This window comes from Rhizobium sp. R711, from assembly GCF_002211365.1.
Taxonomy (GTDB): Bacteria; Pseudomonadota; Alphaproteobacteria; order Rhizobiales; family Rhizobiaceae; genus Rhizobium.
This window is the reverse complement of record NZ_LOKZ01000003.1, coordinates 151,143-169,097: the sequence shown is the minus strand read 5'-3', so window position 1 is coordinate 169,097 and position 17,955 is coordinate 151,143. Positions and strand designations below refer to the sequence as shown.

Genomic DNA, 17,955 nt, shown 5'->3' with positions numbered 1-17,955 from the left:
TGCAGTTTCGGGCCCCTGCCCTTCACTCTTCAGCCTTGACCTTGCTCCAGCCTCTTCGGCCGAAAATTCACTTCCGCTTTCGCGCTCCAGCAACCAGTGCTTTAGCCTGGTCAACCCAGCCGTCGCGAGCGATCCTCCCGTCGAAACCGAGCTCTGCGTCGATGCGTGCCGCGTCCTCGGTCGACCAGCTGGCGATCACGGCAAAGGCGCGAATGCCCTTGGCATTCAACACCTGCTCGATCTTCGGACCGACGCCGGAAATCTGCTTCAGATCGTCGGTCTTTCGAGCACGCGGAGCTGGCTTCGTTACCACACGAGGCTTCGCGGTCGGCTCTGCTGCAACCACAGAAAGCTTGACCTTCCCTGCAACCTTGTTGGCAGGCGCAGGACGAACGTTCTCCGGCTGGATCTCGACCTGAGGCTTACCCTCGTCGGGCGGCGTTTCGTCCAGAACGGCTGCTAGCTTGCTCGTTGCATCGAGCGCGCCCTGCAAGGCTCCGAAGAATGCGCCGGCCATCTGCGTCGAAAAGCCGAGACCGATCGCGGTCGCCGCAGCCATTGCCGCAGCCGGGTTTACCATTACAGGCGGCACCGGGAGCACGCGGGCGTTCTCCAGCATCTCGGCAGCAAGACGACCGAAGTCGGCCGAGAAATCAGCCACCTCTTCCTTGTCATTGCTGTCGGACGCCTTCGTCATCAGCCTTACTCTGCTGCCTCAAGAACCGCACCGTGATCCAGCGCGCTTGCCGTATACTGGTCGATGCGCGCTTCGATCTCGTGACGGAAGTTACGGATCAGACCCTGCACCGGCCATGCGGCAGCATCGCCAAGCGCACAGATGGTGTGGCCTTCGATCTGCTTTGTGACCTGGAACAGCATGTCGATCTCGCGCTTCTGGGCATTGCCCTTGGCCATGCGCTCCATCACGCGCCACATCCAGCCGGTGCCTTCGCGGCACGGCGTGCACTGGCCACAGCTCTCATGCTTGAAGAAGGCCGAGATGCGGGCGATCGCCTTGATGACGTCGGTGGACTTGTCCATGACGATCGACGCGGCTGTACCGAAGGACGAACCGACGGCGCGCAGGCCGTCGAAATCCATCGGGCAATCGATGATGTCCTTGGCCGGAACGATCGGGCACGATGCGCCGCCGGGGATGACGGCAAGCAGGTTGTCCCAGCCGCCCCGGATGCCGCCGGCATGACGATCGACGAGCTCGCGGAAGGTGATCCCCATCTCCTCTTCGACCGTGCACGGCTTGTTGACGTGACCCGACAGCATGAACAGCTTGGTGCCGACGTTGTTCGGACGGCCGATCGAGGAGAACCAGGACGCGCCGCGACGCAAGATGGTCGGCGCAACGGCGATCGACTCGACGTTGTTGACCGTCGTCGGGCAACCGTACAGGCCCATGTTGGCCGGGAACGGCGGCTTCAGGCGCGGCTGGCCCTTCTTGCCTTCAAGGCTTTCGAGCAGCGCGGTCTCTTCACCGCAGATATAGGCGCCGGCACCGTGATGGACGTAGATGTCCATCGGATAGCCGAGCTTGTTGCTCTTGCCGAGCAGGCCGTAGTCATAGCACTCATCGATGGCAGCCTGCAGCGCTTCGCGCTCGCGGATATATTCACCACGGACGTAGATGTAGGCGGCGTTCGCGCCCATTGCGAAGCTTGCGATCACGCAGCCTTCGATCAGCGTATGTGGATCGTGGCGCATGATATCGCGGTCTTTGCAGGTGCCCGGCTCCGACTCGTCGGCATTGACGACGAGGTAGTGCGGGCGACCATCGCTCTCCTTCGGCATGAAGGACCACTTAAGACCGGTTGGGAAGCCGGCGCCCCCACGACCACGAAGACCAGAGGCCTTCATTTCGTTGATGATCCAGTCGCGACCCTTTTCGAGGATCTGCTTGGTGCCGTCCCAGTGGCCGCGCGCCATCGCGCCCTTCAGGGACTTGTCCTTGAGGCCGTAGATGTTGGTAAAGATGCGGTCTTTATCTTGTAACATGCTTCACCCCTTACCGCGGCTTCTTACCGAAGACTTTAATGTATTCGGCTTCGCCGCCCTTGGCGAGCGCCTTGGCCTGCTTGACCCAGTCGTCGCGTTCGATGCGGCCCTTGAAATTCAGGTATCCATCGACCCATTCGCGCTCGGCCTTCTTCCATCCCGCGATCTGCGTGAAGGTGAAGATGCCGATCTCATGCAGGGTCGCTTCAATCTTCGGGCCGACGCCGGAGATCATCTTCAGATCATCCGGAGCGGCGGGTTTTTCGATGCCAGCGGGACGGTTCTTGTCGCCGAGCGAAGGCTTACCGGCATTTTGCACCAGCGCAGCGGTCGCCGGCGCCGGTTGATCTTCCACCGCTTTGACATTCTTAGCAGCAGCCTTCGGTGCCGTGACCGGCGTTTTCAGCGCTGCATTGGTTTCCGCATCGGTGCTCTTCGCGCGTGCGGCTTCCGAGGGAGGAACCGGGGCCGCGTCGATGGTTGCAGTCACGGCTTCTTGAACGGCCTTTTTGGTGGAGACCTTCTTCGGCTTCTCTTCGGTCAGCAAGGTCGTGGGACCGCCTTCCGGAGACGAGAAGTGACGGTTGATCTGCGGGCCGGGAGTGACGCTCGCGCCATTGCCGGCCTCGAACGTATCGATGATCTCTTCAAGACGTTCCGGCGTCAGGTCCTCGTAAGTATCCTTGCCGATCATGACCATCGGCGCGTTGACGCAGGCCCCGAGACATTCGACTTCTTCCCACGAAAGCGTGCCCGAGGCGTTCCGCTCGAAGGGATGATGATGGATCTTGCTCTTGCAGACCGCCATCAGGCTTTCCGAGCCGCGCAGCATGCAGGGCGTCGTGCCGCATACCTGGACGTGGGCGCGCGTGCCGACCGGATTCAGTTGGAACTGCGTGTAGAAAGTCGCAACCTCGAGAACACGGATATAGGCCATATCGAGCATGTCGGCGATCCTTTCGATCGCGGCTCGCGTGACCCAACCATCCTGTTCCTGTGCTCGCATCAACAGCGGGATGACAGCGGATTGCTGACGGCCTGCGGGATATTTCTGGATCGTCTTTTCCGCCCAGGCAGCGTTCTCGTCGTTGAAGGCGAACGCGGCAGGCTGGAATTGATCTTCGGCTAATCGACGAACGGACATTCTTCCTCACGCCTTGTCAGTTTATGGTCCCGCACTGCGATGCCGTCAGAGACTTCATCTCGCATGCGTAGGCCGACTGGTCTTTTTGCAAAAACACAACGAACTTGCCGCCGTTCGGAACGGCGGCCTTGATTTCATAGCCCTTGGATAAGAGCTCACCCATGGAAGCCTTGGCTGCCGGCGGCTGCACCTCGTCCTGACCCAATTTCGGGCCCATTCCGCCGACTTCCTGAGCGAAGGCTCCGGAAGAAGCGAAAAGAACGAGAGCGGCGAGCGGCAACAGCTTCATCAGCGGTCTACCTCACCGAACACGATGTCGAGCGAACCGAGCACGGCCGTCACGTCAGCGAGCATGTGGCCCTTGCAGAGGAAGTCCATCGCCTGCAGGTGGGCGTAGCCCGGTGCACGGATCTTGCAGCGGTACGGCTTGTTGCTGCCATCGGCGACGACATAGACGCCGAACTCGCCCTTCGGCGCTTCGACAGCTGCGTACACTTCGCCAGCAGGAACGTGGTAGCCTTCGGTGTAAAGCTTGAAGTGGTGAATGAGCGCTTCCATGGACCGCTTCATCTCACCGCGCTTCGGCGGAACGACCTTGCCGTCGATCGACGACACCGGACCGGTCTTGGCGCTGCCCATCAGACGCTCGACGCACTGCTTCATGATGCGAACAGACTGACGCATCTCGATCATGCGGATCAGGTAGCGGTCGTAGCAGTCGCCGTTCTTGCCGATCGGAATATCGAATTCCATATCGTTGTAGCACTCGTAGGGCTGCGAGCGACGCAGGTCCCAGGCAGCGCCAGAACCGCGAACCATCACACCCGAGAAGCCCCAGGACCATGCATCTTCCAGCGATACCACGCCAATGTCGACGTTACGCTGCTTGAAGATGCGGTTGTCAGTCAGAAGACCTTCGATATCGTCGAGGATCTTGAGGAACGGGTCGCACCACTTGCCGATATCCTCGACCAGCTCCGGCGGGATATCCTGGTGGACGCCACCCGGACGGAAATAGGCCGAGTGCATACGGGCGCCACAGGCGCGCTCGTAGAACACCATGAGCTTTTCGCGCTCTTCGAAGCCCCAGACCGGCGGCGTCATCGCGCCGACGTCCATGGCCTGCGTCGTCACGTTCATGATGTGCGACAAGATTCGGCCAATTTCGGAGTACAGAACTCGAATCAGCTGACCACGAATCGGAATTTCGAGCTTCAGCATCTTTTCGACCGCGAGCGCGAAAGCGTGTTCCTGATTCATCGGCGCGACGTAGTCGAGACGATCGAAATAAGGCACGGCCTGAAGGTAGGTCTTCGTCTCGATCAGTTTCTCGGTGCCGCGGTGCAGCAGGCCGATATGCGGATCGACGCGCTCGATGATTTCGCCATCGAGCTCGAGCACGAGACGCAGAACACCGTGCGCGGACGGGTGTTCCGGTCCGAAATTGATCGTAAAATTGCGAACGTTATGTTCAGTCATAGCGACGCGCTCCGCGCTGGCAATTGGCATGAGACGGCGAACAGAGACGCTTCAAGAAATCCGAGCCTCATCTTCACTTCGCCGCCTTCTCGTCTCCCGGCAGCACGTATTCGGTGCCTTCCCAAGGGGACAGGAAGTCGAAATTGCGGAATTCCTGCTTCAGCTCGACAGGTTCGTAGACGACGCGCTTGGCATCATCGTCATAACGCACCTCGACGTAACCGGTCGTCGGGAAGTCCTTGCGTAGCGGGTGGCCTTCAAAGCCATAGTCCGTCAGCAGACGGCGCAGGTCGGCGTGACCTGAGAACGGAATGCCGTACATGTCCCAAGCTTCACGCTCGAACCACTCAGCACCCTTGTAGACAGCAGTTGCCGACGGAACCGACTCACCATCGGCCACGGCGACCTTGATGCGGATGCGCAAGTTCTGCTTCGGCGACAGCAGGTGATAGACGACGTCGAAACGCTTCTCGCGCTGCGGCCAGTCGACACCGCAAATATCAATCATGCTGATGAAACCGCAGCGCGCATCGTCGCGCAGGAACGTCAGCAGCGCCAGAATCGTCTCCGGCGTCGCAGTTAGGTTCAGCTCACCGTAGCTGATGGATGCATCGAGAAAGAGATCGCCGCGCATCTCACGGAGATACGAGGACAGTTCGCTCAAGGCTTCACTCATGACAGTCCTCCGCCCTTAGCGCTCGATCGTTCCGGTTCGACGGATCTTCTTCTGCAGAAGCAGCACCCCGTAGAGCAGCGCTTCCGCCGTGGGGGGACAGCCCGGCACGTAGATATCGACAGGAACGACACGGTCGCAGCCACGCACGACCGAATAGGAATAGTGATAGTAACCGCCACCATTAGCGCAGGACCCCATCGAGATCACATAGCGCGGCTCAGGCATCTGGTCGTAAACCTTGCGGAGCGCTGGCGCCATCTTGTTGGTCAGCGTGCCGGCAACGATCATGACGTCCGACTGGCGCGGCGAAGCGCGCGGAGCAACGCCGAAGCGCTCCATGTCGTAGCGAGGACCGGAAACCTGCATCAGGCCTTCGACAGCACAGCAGGCTAGACCGAACTGCATCCACATCAGCGAGCCGGTACGGGCCCAGGTGATGAGATCTCGGGTTGAGGTAACGAGAAAGCCCTTATCAGCCAACTCATCGTTGATTTCGCCGAAGAAGGCGCTGTCGCTGCCGATCGGCTTGCCCGTTGCGGGATCGATGATGCCTTTCGGGTGCGGCGCGACGAGCGCCCTATCGCTTGGGGCTACTCCCATTCCAGGGCTCCCTTTTTCCATTCATAGATAAAGCCGATGGTCAGCACGCCGAGGAAAACCATCATGGACCAGAAGCCAAACCAGCCAATTGCGCCGAACGAAACTGCCCACGGAAAGAGGAAGGCGACTTCGAGGTCGAAGATGATGAAGAGGATCGACACCAGATAGAAACGGATATCGAACTTCATGCGGGCGTCGTCGAATGCGTTGAAACCGCATTCGAAAGCCGAAAGCTTTTCCGCGTCAGGCGCCTTGAAGGCAACGGCAAACGGCGCGATCAGAAGCGCCAGGCCGATTACAAGGGCGATACCAATGAAAATAGCGATCGGAATATAGGAACTGAGCAGTCCAGTCATCAGGTTCATCCCTGCTTGCGGGCTGCGCCAGGAAGGCGCAAGTGGGCAATTGCCCGGCAAGCGAACGTGCGTTGCAACAGAGCCGTGGTTAGCGCAGCCAGCGCCACGGCGCAAGACTTTTAGAGCACCAATTCGACTGTCGAGGCGCGACATTATCAAGCAGATGCAATGATGTCGCGACAAATCCACACAAGTCGATTCAGTCTGCATGTCAGCCCGTCGGATATTGCATGGCTCGCAGCAACAGAGAACGTCCGAGCCAAGAGAGAACACCGAAATCGGCGATCGCGTTGGCAGAGAATGTAACAGAGGAAAGGAGAGAATGGCGCGAGTGACGGGGCTCGAACCCGCGACCTCCGGCGTGACAGGCCGGCACTCTAACCGACTGAGCTACACCCGCGCATCGTGGACAGAATAACCGGATCAAGCGCCTTGCGACACTCCATTTTGAAATGGCGCGAGTGACGGGGCTCGAACCCGCGACCTCCGGCGTGACAGGCCGGCACTCTAACCGACTGAGCTACACCCGCATTCATTTCAAGCGATCCGGAGGCTTTCGCGTCCGCGTCAAAGCAGCTTTACCGCTTCGATGAGCGGCTAACTAAGGGGTTCGCATTTGAGTGTCAAGCAGCTTTGGAGACAAAACGATGACAGTCTGCGAATTGTTTTTGGAGAACGAAATTCGCTTCGCAAATTCAGTGTATTATCAGAGGAGTATTTGTCGAGCGCACATAGACAATCAATTCCCCGAGCCCTCGCCTGCACCGCCGACGGTTTTCCACAGCTCAAAAATCACCGAGACTACGGGGGCATGAGCGCCTCCGCTCAAAAAAATCAAAAAATCTTCACAAACACTCTTGCGGTTTGTCCGCGATCCGCATAGATCACGGCCACCGACGCGGCGGGCCGAAACGGACCGATCTCGCGAGGGCGATTAGCTCAGTTGGTAGAGCGCCTCGTTTACACCGAGGATGTCGGGAGTTCGAGTCTCTCATCGCCCACCATTTCCTCCCACTATCCTCATAGTTTACTGATGATGGCGACGTATTCGCGAGCCGCTCGAGCCGGTGGCGTGCACTGCGTACCTCGCTCCCGAGCAAGGAAGAAAATGCCGAGCCTGGCACATGATTCGTGCGTCACTGCGCAGAGCGCTCATTTACTTCGCCTTAATTGAGCGCGCTCAATATTGTCCTCATAAGTTGTTTGTCACAGGGAGCATGATACCCCAGGCCGTTGCTGGAAAGCCTTCAGCACAGCTTGCCTGCAATAGTTATCAGCGGGCCATGGCCGCCGTTCATGTCACCCACCGCGCCAGTGGTAGTCAGAAGTCACGTCGGAGAGAGCATCAGGTGCAGTTCAACACGCACACGAGTCTAGCCTTTCGCATTGCAACGGTCTTGCAACAACTCGGAATCGAAGGACTGCCGCGTAACTATGAGCTCATATTCGAGGCGCTGACCGGTAACAGTCCGGATCTCGCACGCGAACTCAGATCGCTCGGCCCGGTCAAGACGCAGGGGGCTCTGGATGGGATCGGACGCCGTTACCTGCCCCACCACTTCGAAGGCAGCCAGCTCGAGGCGCGTTCGGGCCAGGTGCAGCAGGAACTACAGAGCATTCTCTCCCTGCTCGACGAGGAAAAGTCTGCTCTATCGCGCTACGGAAGCGTCATCAGCCAGGCTGCCCGGGTCTTTGAAGCCAACGATGTGACAGACAAGGACGCGCTATCGCGATCGCTGCAATCGGTAAGCTCCGCAACACATACTCGCGAGGCGCAAAGTGCAATGCTCGCTTCCAAGGTGATGGAGAAATCGCAGAAGCTCGAGGAGGTACAACGCGAGGCCGCTGCGGCAAATGCTGCCAGGTTTGTCGATATCGTGACCGGCCTGGGGAACCGTCGGGTCTTCAACAAGGAACTCGCCAACGTCTATGAAAAATCAGGTCTGCCCGATCTGTGCGGAATCGCCTTTGCGGATATCGATGGCTACGAGACCATTGCGGCCATTCCAAATCTTCTTGAGCCCGTCCTCAAGAAAGTCGGCGAGTTGATCCAAGCGATGTTCGGTGAAGAGGATCTGGCCTGCCGCTTCGATCGGGGGCGCTTCGGTTTCATTTTCCGAACAGCAGATGAGACGGAGATCATGCGGCTTGTCGACAGGCTCCGTGATCGGCTGAAGGGATTGCCGGTGGTGCATCCGGTATCGGGAAAACGGGCAGCGCCGCTTTCATTCTCAATCGGGATATGTATGTCGAAGGAAGCCCGAACGGCCGACGCCCTTATCGCGTTCGCCGAAAAGGCGCTCGGCATGGCAAAAGCATCGGGCGGCGACAATGTCTCCATCCATGGCGTCGCGAATGTCTCACATGTGCCCAAGGACTGGCTGATCTATCGGTAGAGTCAGATCGCAGCGGTTTGGCTTTACTCCGGAAGAAGCCTAGCCAACATTGCATCGCGCTGGCTATAAGATGGTTCTCGCGGGCCGCACGGTCCAGTCACTGAAGCATCATCCGAGACATCATCATGAAAACACGCGAGGAACGGCAGGCACAAAGAGCGAGCATGCCGAGGACCCAGCTTGCCGCCCATCACATGGAGAACGCCAGATTGCTGCCGGATCGCGGCGAGTTGCTCTATCGTATCCCAAACGGCGGCATCGGTGTCGAAGCAGGAGCTGCCTTTGGGGAATACACGGCGGAGATCCTTGAAAAGAACCGACCGGCGCAGCTCTACCTGATCGATCCCTGGACCATGGACCGCTATAGTTCGGGGCTCGATCAAATTCACAATCAGTTCAAGGACCGGATCGAGAGTGGGCAGTTGCACCTGATGCAGGGCACATCGCTCGAAAAGCTCGCCGAATTCGAAGATGACTTTCTCGACTGGGCTTACATCGATACCGATCATTCCTTCGAGCTCACCTGGCAGGAACTGCTGCTTTGCGAGAAGAAGGTCAAGCGGACGGGACGAATCGCCGGGCACGATTTCTGCACCGGTAACACGGTCAAGCCGATCGTCTACGGCGTCGTCGAAGCGGTCACCAAGTTCTGCAAGGACTACGGCTGGCAATTCGAATTCCTGACGGTCGAATCGCATGCGCACTTTTCCTACTGCCTGAAGCGCCTGTGAACCGCGTCAGGCCTTTCCTGCATATTGCTCGTCGCTGACGTGTTCCATCCAGTCAGCGGCGCTGCCGTCCAGCGCTTCGTGGATCGCAATGTGGGTCATTGCGGTATCGGGGGCGGCGCCATGCCAGTGTTTTTCACCGGGCGCGAACCAAACCGTGTCGCCGGCGCGAATCTCACGAAGGGGACCGCCTTTGCTCTGTGTCAGACCTTTTCCGGCCGTCACAACGAGAGTCTGCCCCAACGGATGCGTATGCCAGGCGGTTCGGGCGCCTGGCTCGAACGTGACGCTGACCACCCTCACCCGTGCCGGGGTTGGCGCATCCATCAATGGGTCCTGGCGGACCGACCCTGTGAAATATTCTGCCGGGGCCTTCATAGAGGGCCGCGATCCGCAAGGTTTGATCTCCATCGACGTTTCCTTTTCGTGCCTGACGATCGGTCTAAGAGGCGACCGTAAGCCAAGCGACTTCATTGTCCAAGCGGCGCGTAGCTCGATCGCAGGCCCATCTGGTTCTGGCCACCGACTCTTGTCACCAATCGGAGACCGAAACGTATCCATCGACAACCGCGAGAGGCGGCAGATCGCGCCCAATCACGCCTTTCAAGCCACCCTGGAAGAAATGGCGACGCTCCGGCGATGCCGCCCTATCTCCGCTACAGGCGCTTGCTCCTCGCCTGAGCGACTGCTAGGGCGAGGCATTTCATCACGCGGAGGATTTCCATGAAACAGCATTCTTTCGGCCACCTGCCCCACACCGTCACGAATATCGGCTTCGGCGCATGGCAGATCGGCGGCGCCTGGGGCGATGTCAGCGAAGCCAACGGGCGCGACGCGCTGAACGCGGCGCTCGACGCCGGCATGACCTTCATCGATACCGCCGATGTCTATGGCGACGGCCGGTCGGAAAAGATCATTGCCGACGTTCTAGAGAGCCGCGGCGGCGAACGGCCGATGGTTGCGACGAAGGCAGGTCGCCGGCTCAACCCGCATGTCGTCGATGGCTACACCAAGGCCAACCTTGAGGGCTTCATCGATCGCAGTCTGAAAAACCTGCGAGTCGACAGCCTCGATCTCGTGCAACTGCACTGCCCTCCGACCGAGGTGCTTTATCGCCCGGAGGTCTTCGACGGTCTGAACGAGTTGCAGAAGGCCGGTAAGATCAGGGGTTACGGCGTGAGCGTGGAGAAGGTCGAGGAAGCGCTGAAGGCGATCGAGTATCCTGGTGTTGTCAGCATCCAGATCATCTACAACATCTTCCGTCAGAGACCCGACCACCTGTTTTTCCAGGAGGCACGCCGGAAAAATATCGCCGTCATCGCCCGCGTGCCGCTCGCCAGCGGCTTGTTGTCCGGCAAGATCACCCGCGAGACCAAATTCGCAAACGATGACCACCGCAATTTCAATCGCCACGGCGAGGCCTTCGATGTTGGCGAGACGTTCGCAGGCGTTCCCTTCGAGGTCGGCCTGCAGGCTGTGGACGAAGTGCGCAAGCTCGTGCCATCGGGTGCGACGATGGCGGCCTTCGCGCTCCGCTGGATCCTGATGAGCGATGCCGTCACTGTTGTCATTCCCGGCGCACGCAACGCCGAGCAAGCGCGTGCAAACGCGGCAGCTGCAAGTCTCGCGCCGCTCTCACACGACGTAATGGACGCCACACGCGACATCTACGAACGATTGGTCGCTCCTTATGTCCACCAGCGCTGGTAGTAGGCAATAACAAAAAAGGCCGGGCATAGACCCGGCCATTCTGTTTCATGGCTCAGCGAACCTCAGTTCGTGCCGACGAGATTGACCTGGAAGAACAGAGTTTCGCCCGAGGAATCATCCACGCCATCATTGTCCGTGACGGCATAGGCCTTACCGGAACCGTCGAAGGCGAAACCTTCGAGCTTGTCGAGGACATAGCCGTTGGTGGCGGTCTTCAGCTCTGGAAGGAAGTCGTGGGCTTCAACCTTCTTGACGACCGGCAGTTCGCTGCCGAGCTTCGCGGGCTTCAGCTCCGATACCGCAACCTTGTAGAGCTTCTTCAGCCTCGCTGCGTCGCCGACGAGGTTGTCGCGTTCGATGATGTAGACGCTATCGCCATGAGTGGAAATTTCGGAAAGACCGACCCAGCCCGCTTCGGACTTGTCGAGCGGATAGCGGACGGCGCCCCACTCCTTGTTCTTCGGATTGTAGGAGACGAGTTTGACAATGCCCTTTTCATCATCCTTCCACTCACGCTGGACCGCCATCCAAAGCGTCGCATCGTCGCCTGAGCCGACGATCGTCACGCCTTCGAAGCCATAGCGGATTTCGTTCACCAAGAGCTCCTTCGGAAGCGCAATCTCTTCCTTGATCTCGCCCTTCGGGTTGACGTGATAGAGAGCGTGCGGCACGAGCTTCTCGCTGTTGCCTTCCGACGCCAGCCAGAACCAGCCCTTCTCATCGACAGCCACACCCTCGATGTCGAGCTTCTGTGCCTGCTGCCCCTCGCGTTTCACTGTCAGCGTCTCTGTGATGACGGCCGGTTTCTTGGTTGCGTCAATGGTGTAGATCGTCGGCTGCATGCCGAGAACGCTGTCGCTGACGGCAAACAGCCGGCCCGGCTTTTCCGGAACCGCGGCAAGACCGGAGAGTGCCGCAAAGCCGACCGGATTGCCGTCCTTTTCGGCCGCAACGATCTGCGGATAGGCCATCTCGCCTTCACCAAGTTCATAGATCATTACGTGGGACCGCGGGCCGCCATCCTTGCCAAGATCGACTTCGTTGGCAGTGGCGAGCAGATTGCGTGACGGTACCGCCACGCCTCCCTCAGGCGAGACACCGGACGGCAGGATCTGGACGAGTTGCGGTTCTGCACCGGTATCCTTGTAGACACCGACGACCGAAGCGCGCTCCGAAAGCAGGAAAATATATTTCTGGCCGCCGAAGGTCGCGACCTCCAGGCCTTCCGGCTCGACACCCTTGGCGGAAGAGCGCTTGTCCGGGTAGTGACCGATATTGGCGACGGCGCGCTCGAAGGAGGCACCGGATTCATAGAGGACATTGCCGGTCTTTTCGAAAATCGTGAAACCGCGTGAACCGCCTTGATAATCGCCTTCGTTGGCAACGACCAAGCGATTATCGTCCAGCCACTTAACGGCGTCGGGCTCACGCAAGACGCCCTTGAGTTCACCGGTGAACTTCAGCGCGCCGTCGCGCTTCGTGTCGATGCCGGTCAGATCGACGCTGCCGGCCGAGAAGTGTGCCTTCACCGCTGCGGTCGCTGCGTCGATTATGACGATCTCGTTGTTTTCCTGCAGGGTCAGGGCGATCTCGTTCTGATCATTGAACGAGACGAATTCGGGCTCCGGATCTTCGGGTCCAATGCCTGCGAGGCCGGTCAGCGTGACGTGTTTGATCGAGCCGCAATCGACCGTTCCGTTCTTGACCTGGAACAGCGCGAGATCACCTGCCGGCATCTGCGGGATCTTGCCATCGTTGACGTCTTCGTCGCGCTCGTTCTCGATCGCGATCGCGCCGAGGGTCATGTCCTTGTTGAGCGCGATGGAATCCGGCTGGCCACCGAGATCACAGGTGTTCTCGATCTTCTTGGTGGCAATGTCGACGATCGCGAGGCGCCCGGACGGCTTCGCCTTGCTCTCCGACGTGTTGACGGCAACCAGCGCCTTGCCTGCGGCCGAGGTCACGGAAGTTGGCTCGCCATCCATCATCAGCGCCCCACCGGCCTTCGGCGCCTTGGCGTCTGAGATATCGACAAAACCGATCGCACCGAGCGGACTGTCGCTATAGATCAGCGTCATGCCGTCGTCGGTGGCCGCGATGATTTCCGCCGAAGTGGTCGAAAGCTTGTCTTTCCCCTCGGGCAGGTTGGATGCCACCGGAAAGGTTGCGATGCGGTTGAAAACGGCCTCAGCGGCGGCCGGAAACGCGACCGTCGTCAGAAGTGCTGCAACAATCGCTGTCTTACGAGAAAAAGCTATCATGAAATCCCCCATGAGTTCATACAGAGGGCGTTTTGCGGGACGGGCATGACAGCGGAATGACAATGGCGAATCGGATGAGGCTAGGCGGCTCCGCGTTCCTTCTTCATTTCATTCCTCATGATGAATAGCGACGCTCCAAGGATCAGTATCGCTCCCAACCAGAGATAACCTGTTGGGGCATAGCCAAAGACCAACCAGCCGGCGACAACATTGAGCGGCAGCTTGAGATCGTCGAAGGGCTGGATGTAGGCGGCATCGGCCGTCGAATAGGCGAGTGTCAAGAAATACTGCGCCATCACGGTCAGGAGGCCCGCCGCAACAAAAAGCACGAGCGTCATACCGGATGGGATGCTGAAGCCCGCCGCCACCGCCAGTCCACCGTTGATGGGTGTCAGGAGGGCGAGCAACCAGACGGTGATGGTCTCCGGTCGCTCGACGCCAGTAAGGCTCTTGGTGATTAACGATGAGGCGCCCCAGAGAAGGGCCGAGAGGATCGGCAACAGCGCGGCCCAACTGAAGCTATCCGACCAGGGCTGCAGAATGATCACCGCTCCCAGGAAGCCGGTGGCGCTCGCCGCCCATCGCGCGGCGCCGATATATTCCCCAAGGAAGATGCGGGCACCCATGATGATGAAGAACGGAGACGTCATAACCAGAGCGATTGCCTGCCAGATCGGCACGGACGCCAGCCCAGCGACCCAGGTCGTCACGCCAAATGCGGCCAAGGCGACACGCACGATGTGACGCCAGGCATAGCGCGTCCTCATGGCTCCAAGGCCGACGCGCCGAAGAAAGGGCAGCGAGAAGAGCAGAGCAAAAGCATATTGCCAGAAGGCTGCCGAAGCGGAGGGAAAAGCGAGCGTCATCGTCAGCCATTGCGTGACGACATTGAGAATCGAGAAGGCGATGCCCGCAGCGATCATCCACGCAGCACCGACCATAGCGCGCGGGGCAGAAAATGTAGGGGAAGTCTGATTCATGTCTTTCTTTCCGAAACCAACACAAATCAGGACGCATGAGCGCGAACCGCAGCCAGGACGGATTCCGCCCTCGCCCGCACCGCTCATTCTCTTTCATCCGGACTGTAACCGTCGGCTCCGGAATTGCACCGGATCTGCTGACCCTTTCGGCACCGGCCAAAAGGCGCTCGCGGGCTTGAGCCGAGACTCTTACCGCCGGTGGGGACTTTCACCCCGCCCTGAGAACAACCATTTCGTAAGACATACCTCGCGTGCCGACAAGTCCGCGAAATGCAAAAAGGGTTCGGCCATGGCCGAACCCTTCGAAACTTGCACCGCCGGCCTCGTTGCCCGGCCGCCAAGCAAATTCATATCAGCCGTTGACGGCGTCCTTCAGGCCCTTGCCGGGCGTGAACTTCGGCACGTTGCGAGCCGGAATATCGACTTCTGCGCCGGTGGACGGGTTGCGGCCCTTCGTGGCAGCGCGATGGGAAACGGTGAAGCTACCGAAACCAGCGAGGCGAACGTCGCCCTTGCCCTTCAGTTCAGCCTGGACGACTTCAAAAACAGCATCAACTGCGGAAGCAGCGTCGGTCTTCGAGAGTCCTGCCTTTTCGGCAACTGCGGACACGAGTTCATTCTTGTTCATGTTTCCACCCCTTTCTAAATGGTTCGAAACGACTCAAATCTATAAGCCAGGCGCAGAATAGAGTTCATCAGGCCCGCCGCACCCCAAAGACCCTGCAAATCAAGGAAATGCAAGAGTCTGCGTGCCAATTTCACAAAAAAAGGCTGGCGAAAACGCCAGCCTTTTCAGGGTTTTTAAGCAATTGGGCGCGAATGTGGCAAACAAGGCTCAGTGAGCTATGGTTGCACCCGTTTCGTCGAGCCCTTCGACCGTTGCAATGACCGGCGTTTCCACCGTGCCATCCCACTCGATCGCTTCCGGTCTACGGATCAGCGCATGCTTGATCACCTCGCCCATGCGGGACACCGGGATGATCTCCATGTTGTTCTTCACGTTATCCGGAATCTCCGCCAGATCCTTGGCGTTTTCTTCCGGAATCAGCACCTTCTTGATGCCGCCGCGAAGCGCTGCGAGCAGCTTTTCCTTCAGACCACCGATCGGCAGAACGCGACCGCGAAGGGTGATTTCACCCGTCATCGCCACGTTCTTGTCGACCGGAATACCGGTCATGATCGAGACGATCGCGGTTGCCATCGCGACACCGGCCGACGGACCATCCTTCGGTGTAGCACCTTCCGGCACGTGCACGTGGATGTCGCTCTTGTCGAAGCGCGGCGGCTCGATACCGAAATCGACAGCGCGCGAGCGGACATAAGACGCCGCCGCCGAGATCGATTCCTTCATGACTTCCTTCAGGTTGCCGGTCACGGTCATCCGACCCTTGCCCGGCATCATGACGCCTTCGATCGTCAGCAGTTCGCCGCCGACTTCCGTCCAGGCCAGACCGGTGACGACACCGACCTGATCCTCGCGTTCGGCTTCGCCGTGGCGGAAGCGCGGAACGCCCAGATAGTCGTCGATGTTTTCGGCGGTCACATGAACCGACTTCGTCTTGCCCTTGATGATCTCGGTGACCGCCTTGCGGGCGAGTTTCATCAGTTCGCGTTCGAAGTTACGAACACCGGCTTCCCGGGTGTACTGCTGGCTGATCGCCATCAGGGCATCGTCGCTGACCGAGAATTCACTCGGCTGCAGCGCATGTTCCTTGATGGCCTTCGGCAGCAGGTGCCGCTTGGCGATCTCGCGCTTTTCGTCTTCGGTGTAGCCGGCAATACGGATGACTTCCATGCGATCCATCAAAGGCGCAGGGATGTTCAGCGTGTTCGCCGTCGTGATGAACATCACGTCCGACAGGTCGTATTCGACTTCCAGGTAGTGATCCATGAAGGTCGAGTTCTGAGCCGGATCCAGCACCTCGAGCAGTGCCGACGACGGATCGCCGCGGAAATCCTGGCCCATCTTGTCGATTTCATCGAGCAGGAAGAGCGGGTTGGACTTCTTCGCCTTCTTCATCGACTGGATGACCTTGCCGGGCATCGAGCCTATGTAGGTGCGGCGGTGACCGCGGATTTCAGCTTCGTCGCGAACGCCACCGAGAGCCATACGGACATACTCACGGCCGGTCGCCTTGGCGATCGACTGGGCGAGCGAGGTCTTGCCGACACCCGGAGGGCCGACGAGGCACAGGATCGGACCCTTGATCTTGGTCGCACGAGCCTGAACAGCCAGGTACTCGACGATGCGCTCCTTGACCTTGTCGAGACCGAAGTGATCGGCTTCGAGGATCTTTTCGGCGTTGTTGAGATCCGACTTGATCTTCGACTTCTTGCCCCACGGAATGCCGAGCAGCCAGTCGAGATAGTTGCGGACAACAGTCGCCTCGGCCGACATCGGGCTCATCTGCCGCAGCTTCTTCAGCTCGGCATCGGCCTTTTCGCGGGCTTCCTTCGACAGCTTGGTCTTGGAGATGCGCTCTTCCAGTTCGGCCATCTCGTCGCGGCCTTCCTCGCCGTCGCCGAGCTCCTTCTGGATCGCCTTCATCTGTTCGTTCAGGTAGTACTCGCGCTGGGTCTTTTCCATCTGGCGCTTGACGCGCGAGCGGATGCGCTTCTCGACCTGAAGGACCGAGATTTCGCCTTCCATGAAGCCGAGCGCCTTTTCGAGGCGTGCCTTGACGCTGGTGGTCTCCAGCATCTCCTGCTTCTCGGTGATCTTGATCGACAGGTGGGAAGCGACCGTGTCGGCGAGCTTCGAGTAGTCGTCGATCTGACTGGCGGCGCCAACGACCTCGGGAGAGATTTTCTTGTTGAGCTTTACGTAGCTCTCGAATTCAGACACGACCGAGCGGCTGAGCGCTTCGAGTTCGACCGGATCGTCATGCGGCTCTTCGAGAACGTGACCAAGGGCTTCGTAAAAGTCCTCACGATCGGTGTAAGCATCGATCTCGGCGCGTGCGCGACCTTCGACCAGAACCTTGACGGTGCCATCAGGCAGCTTCAGCAGCTGCAATACGTTGGCGACCGTACCGACATTGTGAATGGCAGACGGCTCCGGATCGTCATCGCTCGCATTGATCTGCGTGACGAGCATAATCTGCTTGTCCGATCCCATGACCTCCTCAAGCGCACGGATCGACTTCTCGCGGCCGACGAATAGCGGCACGATCATATGCGGGAAGACGACGATGTCGCGCAGGGGCAAAACCGGATATGCAATGCTCGCAACTGACGTTTTCTTCGTCATTTTATTTCCTTTCCATCGTCCCGTTTCCGGGCTCTTCTGGCGCGGCCACTAGAACCGGCCGCACTCCACTTGAAACAACAAGTGGAGGTTCTGACTATGCTTTTCAAGCTGCGCCATGGCCGGTGCCCCCCTGGACATGACAGCTATGCGACAACGGAACACCTTCACTCTGGAGCGCCTGGCTTGGCCGGCGCTTACCACTTCCGCGCCGGCTAACACACAAGGCCGAAACACACCAACGGAATCATTCCATAATTGCCACGGACGTGGGAATCCGCAACCGTAGCAGAGGCGCTTTCAGACCTCTTTAGCAAGATTTATCAGGCTCGTGCACTGGTTTTGAAATAGAAAGGGGCCTGCCAACGGCA

At 59.1% G+C, this 17,955-nt stretch carries 16 protein-coding genes, 3 tRNA genes and 1 riboswitch; of the genes, 4 read left to right on the top strand and 15 right to left on the bottom strand.

Translation table 11 applies throughout. The features are described from left to right. Positions 1-67: 67 nt before the first annotated feature. From ATY80_RS07585 to ATY80_RS07540, 10 genes are all read right to left on the bottom strand, one after another. Complete coding sequence (locus ATY80_RS07585) at positions 68-697, bottom strand: 5' DNA nuclease (protein WP_088691830.1); 630 nt, start codon at positions 695-697, stop codon at positions 68-70. A gap of 5 nt (positions 698-702) precedes the next feature. Further along, positions 703-2,007: an NADH-quinone oxidoreductase subunit NuoF gene (gene nuoF / locus ATY80_RS07580; RefSeq protein WP_088691829.1), complete on the bottom strand. Its 1,305-nt coding sequence runs from the start codon at positions 2,005-2,007 to the stop codon at positions 703-705. Positions 2,008-2,017: 10 nt separating this feature from the next. Further along, positions 2,018-3,151 (bottom strand): NADH-quinone oxidoreductase subunit E, encoded by a 1,134-nt coding sequence (locus ATY80_RS07575; RefSeq protein WP_088691828.1) that lies wholly within the window; start codon positions 3,149-3,151, stop codon positions 2,018-2,020. Positions 3,152-3,167: 16 nt separating this feature from the next. Next, complete coding sequence (locus ATY80_RS07570; RefSeq protein WP_088691827.1) at positions 3,168-3,440, bottom strand: hypothetical protein; 273 nt, start codon at positions 3,438-3,440, stop codon at positions 3,168-3,170. After that, positions 3,440-4,630 carry an NADH-quinone oxidoreductase subunit D gene (locus tag ATY80_RS07565; RefSeq protein WP_088691826.1) on the bottom strand — a complete coding sequence of 397 codons (1,191 nt, stop codon included), beginning with the start codon at positions 4,628-4,630 and terminating at the stop codon, positions 3,440-3,442. Before ATY80_RS07565 ends, ATY80_RS07570 begins: the two co-directional genes overlap by 1 nt. 73 nt (positions 4,631-4,703) lie before the next feature. After that, positions 4,704-5,306 (bottom strand): NADH-quinone oxidoreductase subunit C, encoded by a 603-nt coding sequence (locus ATY80_RS07560; protein ID WP_088691825.1) that lies wholly within the window; start codon positions 5,304-5,306, stop codon positions 4,704-4,706. Positions 5,307-5,321: 15 nt separating this feature from the next. Next, positions 5,322-5,906, bottom strand: a complete 585-nt coding sequence (locus ATY80_RS07555; RefSeq protein WP_088691824.1) for an NADH-quinone oxidoreductase subunit B — start codon at positions 5,904-5,906, stop codon at positions 5,322-5,324. Then, positions 5,897-6,262, bottom strand: coding sequence for an NADH-quinone oxidoreductase subunit A (locus ATY80_RS07550; RefSeq protein ID WP_088691875.1), 366 nt, complete (start codon positions 6,260-6,262; stop codon positions 5,897-5,899). The genes ATY80_RS07555 and ATY80_RS07550 overlap by 10 nt, the downstream gene beginning before the upstream one ends. A 323-nt stretch (positions 6,263-6,585) precedes the next feature. After that, positions 6,586-6,662: transfer RNA gene (locus ATY80_RS07545), tRNA-Asp, on the bottom strand. Between the two features lie 53 nt (positions 6,663-6,715). Continuing rightward, positions 6,716-6,792, bottom strand: a tRNA-Asp gene (locus ATY80_RS07540). A 398-nt stretch (positions 6,793-7,190) separates the two neighbouring features. On the opposite strand from ATY80_RS07540, the gene ATY80_RS07535 reads away from it, so the two are divergent. The 3 genes from ATY80_RS07535 to ATY80_RS07525 all read left to right on the top strand — a co-directional run bounded on the left by ATY80_RS07535 (position 7,191) and on the right by ATY80_RS07525 (position 9,389). Then, positions 7,191-7,266: transfer RNA gene (locus ATY80_RS07535), tRNA-Val, on the top strand. 213 nt (positions 7,267-7,479) lie between these two features. Beyond that, positions 7,480-8,658, top strand: coding sequence for a GGDEF domain-containing protein (locus ATY80_RS07530; RefSeq protein ID WP_245306777.1), 1,179 nt, complete (start codon positions 7,480-7,482; stop codon positions 8,656-8,658). Between the two features lie 125 nt (positions 8,659-8,783). Continuing rightward, positions 8,784-9,389 carry a class I SAM-dependent methyltransferase gene (locus ATY80_RS07525; RefSeq protein ID WP_088691822.1) on the top strand — a complete coding sequence of 202 codons (606 nt, stop codon included), beginning with the start codon at positions 8,784-8,786 and terminating at the stop codon, positions 9,387-9,389. Positions 9,390-9,395: 6 nt separating this feature from the next. On the opposite strand, the gene ATY80_RS07520 is transcribed toward ATY80_RS07525, so the two are convergent. Further along, complete coding sequence (locus tag ATY80_RS07520) at positions 9,396-9,797, bottom strand: cupin domain-containing protein (RefSeq protein WP_088691821.1); 402 nt, start codon at positions 9,795-9,797, stop codon at positions 9,396-9,398. Between the two features lie 312 nt (positions 9,798-10,109). Here ATY80_RS07520 and ATY80_RS07515 point away from each other — a divergent pair, with 312 nt between their 5' ends. Then, positions 10,110-11,096, top strand: a complete 987-nt coding sequence (locus tag ATY80_RS07515) for an aldo/keto reductase (protein ID WP_088691820.1) — start codon at positions 10,110-10,112, stop codon at positions 11,094-11,096. A gap of 62 nt (positions 11,097-11,158) precedes the next feature. Here ATY80_RS07515 and ATY80_RS07510 read toward each other — a convergent pair whose 3' ends face one another. From ATY80_RS07510 to lon, 4 genes are all read right to left on the bottom strand, one after another. Continuing rightward, positions 11,159-13,357 carry an esterase-like activity of phytase family protein gene (locus ATY80_RS07510; protein ID WP_088691874.1) on the bottom strand — a complete coding sequence of 733 codons (2,199 nt, stop codon included), beginning with the start codon at positions 13,355-13,357 and terminating at the stop codon, positions 11,159-11,161. 80 nt (positions 13,358-13,437) lie between these two features. Beyond that, a complete protein-coding gene (locus ATY80_RS07505) occupies positions 13,438-14,337 on the bottom strand; it encodes a DMT family transporter (RefSeq protein ID WP_088691873.1) in 900 nt (299 codons plus the stop codon). A gap of 81 nt (positions 14,338-14,418) precedes the next feature. After that, a riboswitch (FMN riboswitch) is annotated at positions 14,419-14,567 on the bottom strand. 122 nt (positions 14,568-14,689) lie between these two features. Next, positions 14,690-14,965, bottom strand: coding sequence for a DNA-binding protein HupB (gene hupB / locus ATY80_RS07500; protein ID WP_007531759.1), 276 nt, complete (start codon positions 14,963-14,965; stop codon positions 14,690-14,692). A 207-nt stretch (positions 14,966-15,172) separates the two neighbouring features. Continuing rightward, the gene (gene lon / locus ATY80_RS07495; RefSeq protein ID WP_088691819.1) at positions 15,173-17,587 is read right to left on the bottom strand and encodes an endopeptidase La; all 2,415 of its coding nucleotides are present in this window, start codon (positions 17,585-17,587) and stop codon (positions 15,173-15,175) included. Positions 17,588-17,955: the final 368 nt, after the last annotated feature.

Excerpts from the sequence above, each read along its gene's own strand:
- ATY80_RS07585 (WP_088691830.1), bottom strand. The coding sequence starts at position 697 with ATGACGAAGGCGTCCGACAGCAATGACAAGGAAGAGGTGGCTGATTTC.
- nuoF (WP_088691829.1), bottom strand. The coding sequence starts at position 2,007 with ATGTTACAAGATAAAGACCGCATCTTTACCAACATCTACGGCCTCAAG.
- ATY80_RS07575 (WP_088691828.1), bottom strand. The coding sequence starts at position 3,151 with ATGTCCGTTCGTCGATTAGCCGAAGATCAATTCCAGCCTGCCGCGTTC.
- ATY80_RS07570 (WP_088691827.1), bottom strand. The coding sequence starts at position 3,440 with ATGAAGCTGTTGCCGCTCGCCGCTCTCGTTCTTTTCGCTTCTTCCGGA.
- ATY80_RS07565 (WP_088691826.1), bottom strand. The coding sequence starts at position 4,630 with ATGACTGAACATAACGTTCGCAATTTTACGATCAATTTCGGACCGGAA.
- ATY80_RS07560 (WP_088691825.1), bottom strand. The coding sequence starts at position 5,306 with ATGAGTGAAGCCTTGAGCGAACTGTCCTCGTATCTCCGTGAGATGCGC.
- ATY80_RS07555 (WP_088691824.1), bottom strand. The coding sequence starts at position 5,906 with ATGGGAGTAGCCCCAAGCGATAGGGCGCTCGTCGCGCCGCACCCGAAA.
- ATY80_RS07550 (WP_088691875.1), bottom strand. The coding sequence starts at position 6,262 with ATGACTGGACTGCTCAGTTCCTATATTCCGATCGCTATTTTCATTGGT.
- ATY80_RS07530 (WP_245306777.1), top strand. The coding sequence starts at position 7,480 with ATGATACCCCAGGCCGTTGCTGGAAAGCCTTCAGCACAGCTTGCCTGC.
- ATY80_RS07525 (WP_088691822.1), top strand. The coding sequence starts at position 8,784 with ATGAAAACACGCGAGGAACGGCAGGCACAAAGAGCGAGCATGCCGAGG.
- ATY80_RS07520 (WP_088691821.1), bottom strand. The coding sequence starts at position 9,797 with ATGGAGATCAAACCTTGCGGATCGCGGCCCTCTATGAAGGCCCCGGCA.
- ATY80_RS07515 (WP_088691820.1), top strand. The coding sequence starts at position 10,110 with ATGAAACAGCATTCTTTCGGCCACCTGCCCCACACCGTCACGAATATC.
- ATY80_RS07510 (WP_088691874.1), bottom strand. The coding sequence starts at position 13,357 with ATGATAGCTTTTTCTCGTAAGACAGCGATTGTTGCAGCACTTCTGACG.
- ATY80_RS07505 (WP_088691873.1), bottom strand. The coding sequence starts at position 14,337 with ATGAATCAGACTTCCCCTACATTTTCTGCCCCGCGCGCTATGGTCGGT.
- hupB (WP_007531759.1), bottom strand. The coding sequence starts at position 14,965 with ATGAACAAGAATGAACTCGTGTCCGCAGTTGCCGAAAAGGCAGGACTC.
- lon (WP_088691819.1), bottom strand. The coding sequence starts at position 17,587 with ATGACGAAGAAAACGTCAGTTGCGAGCATTGCATATCCGGTTTTGCCC.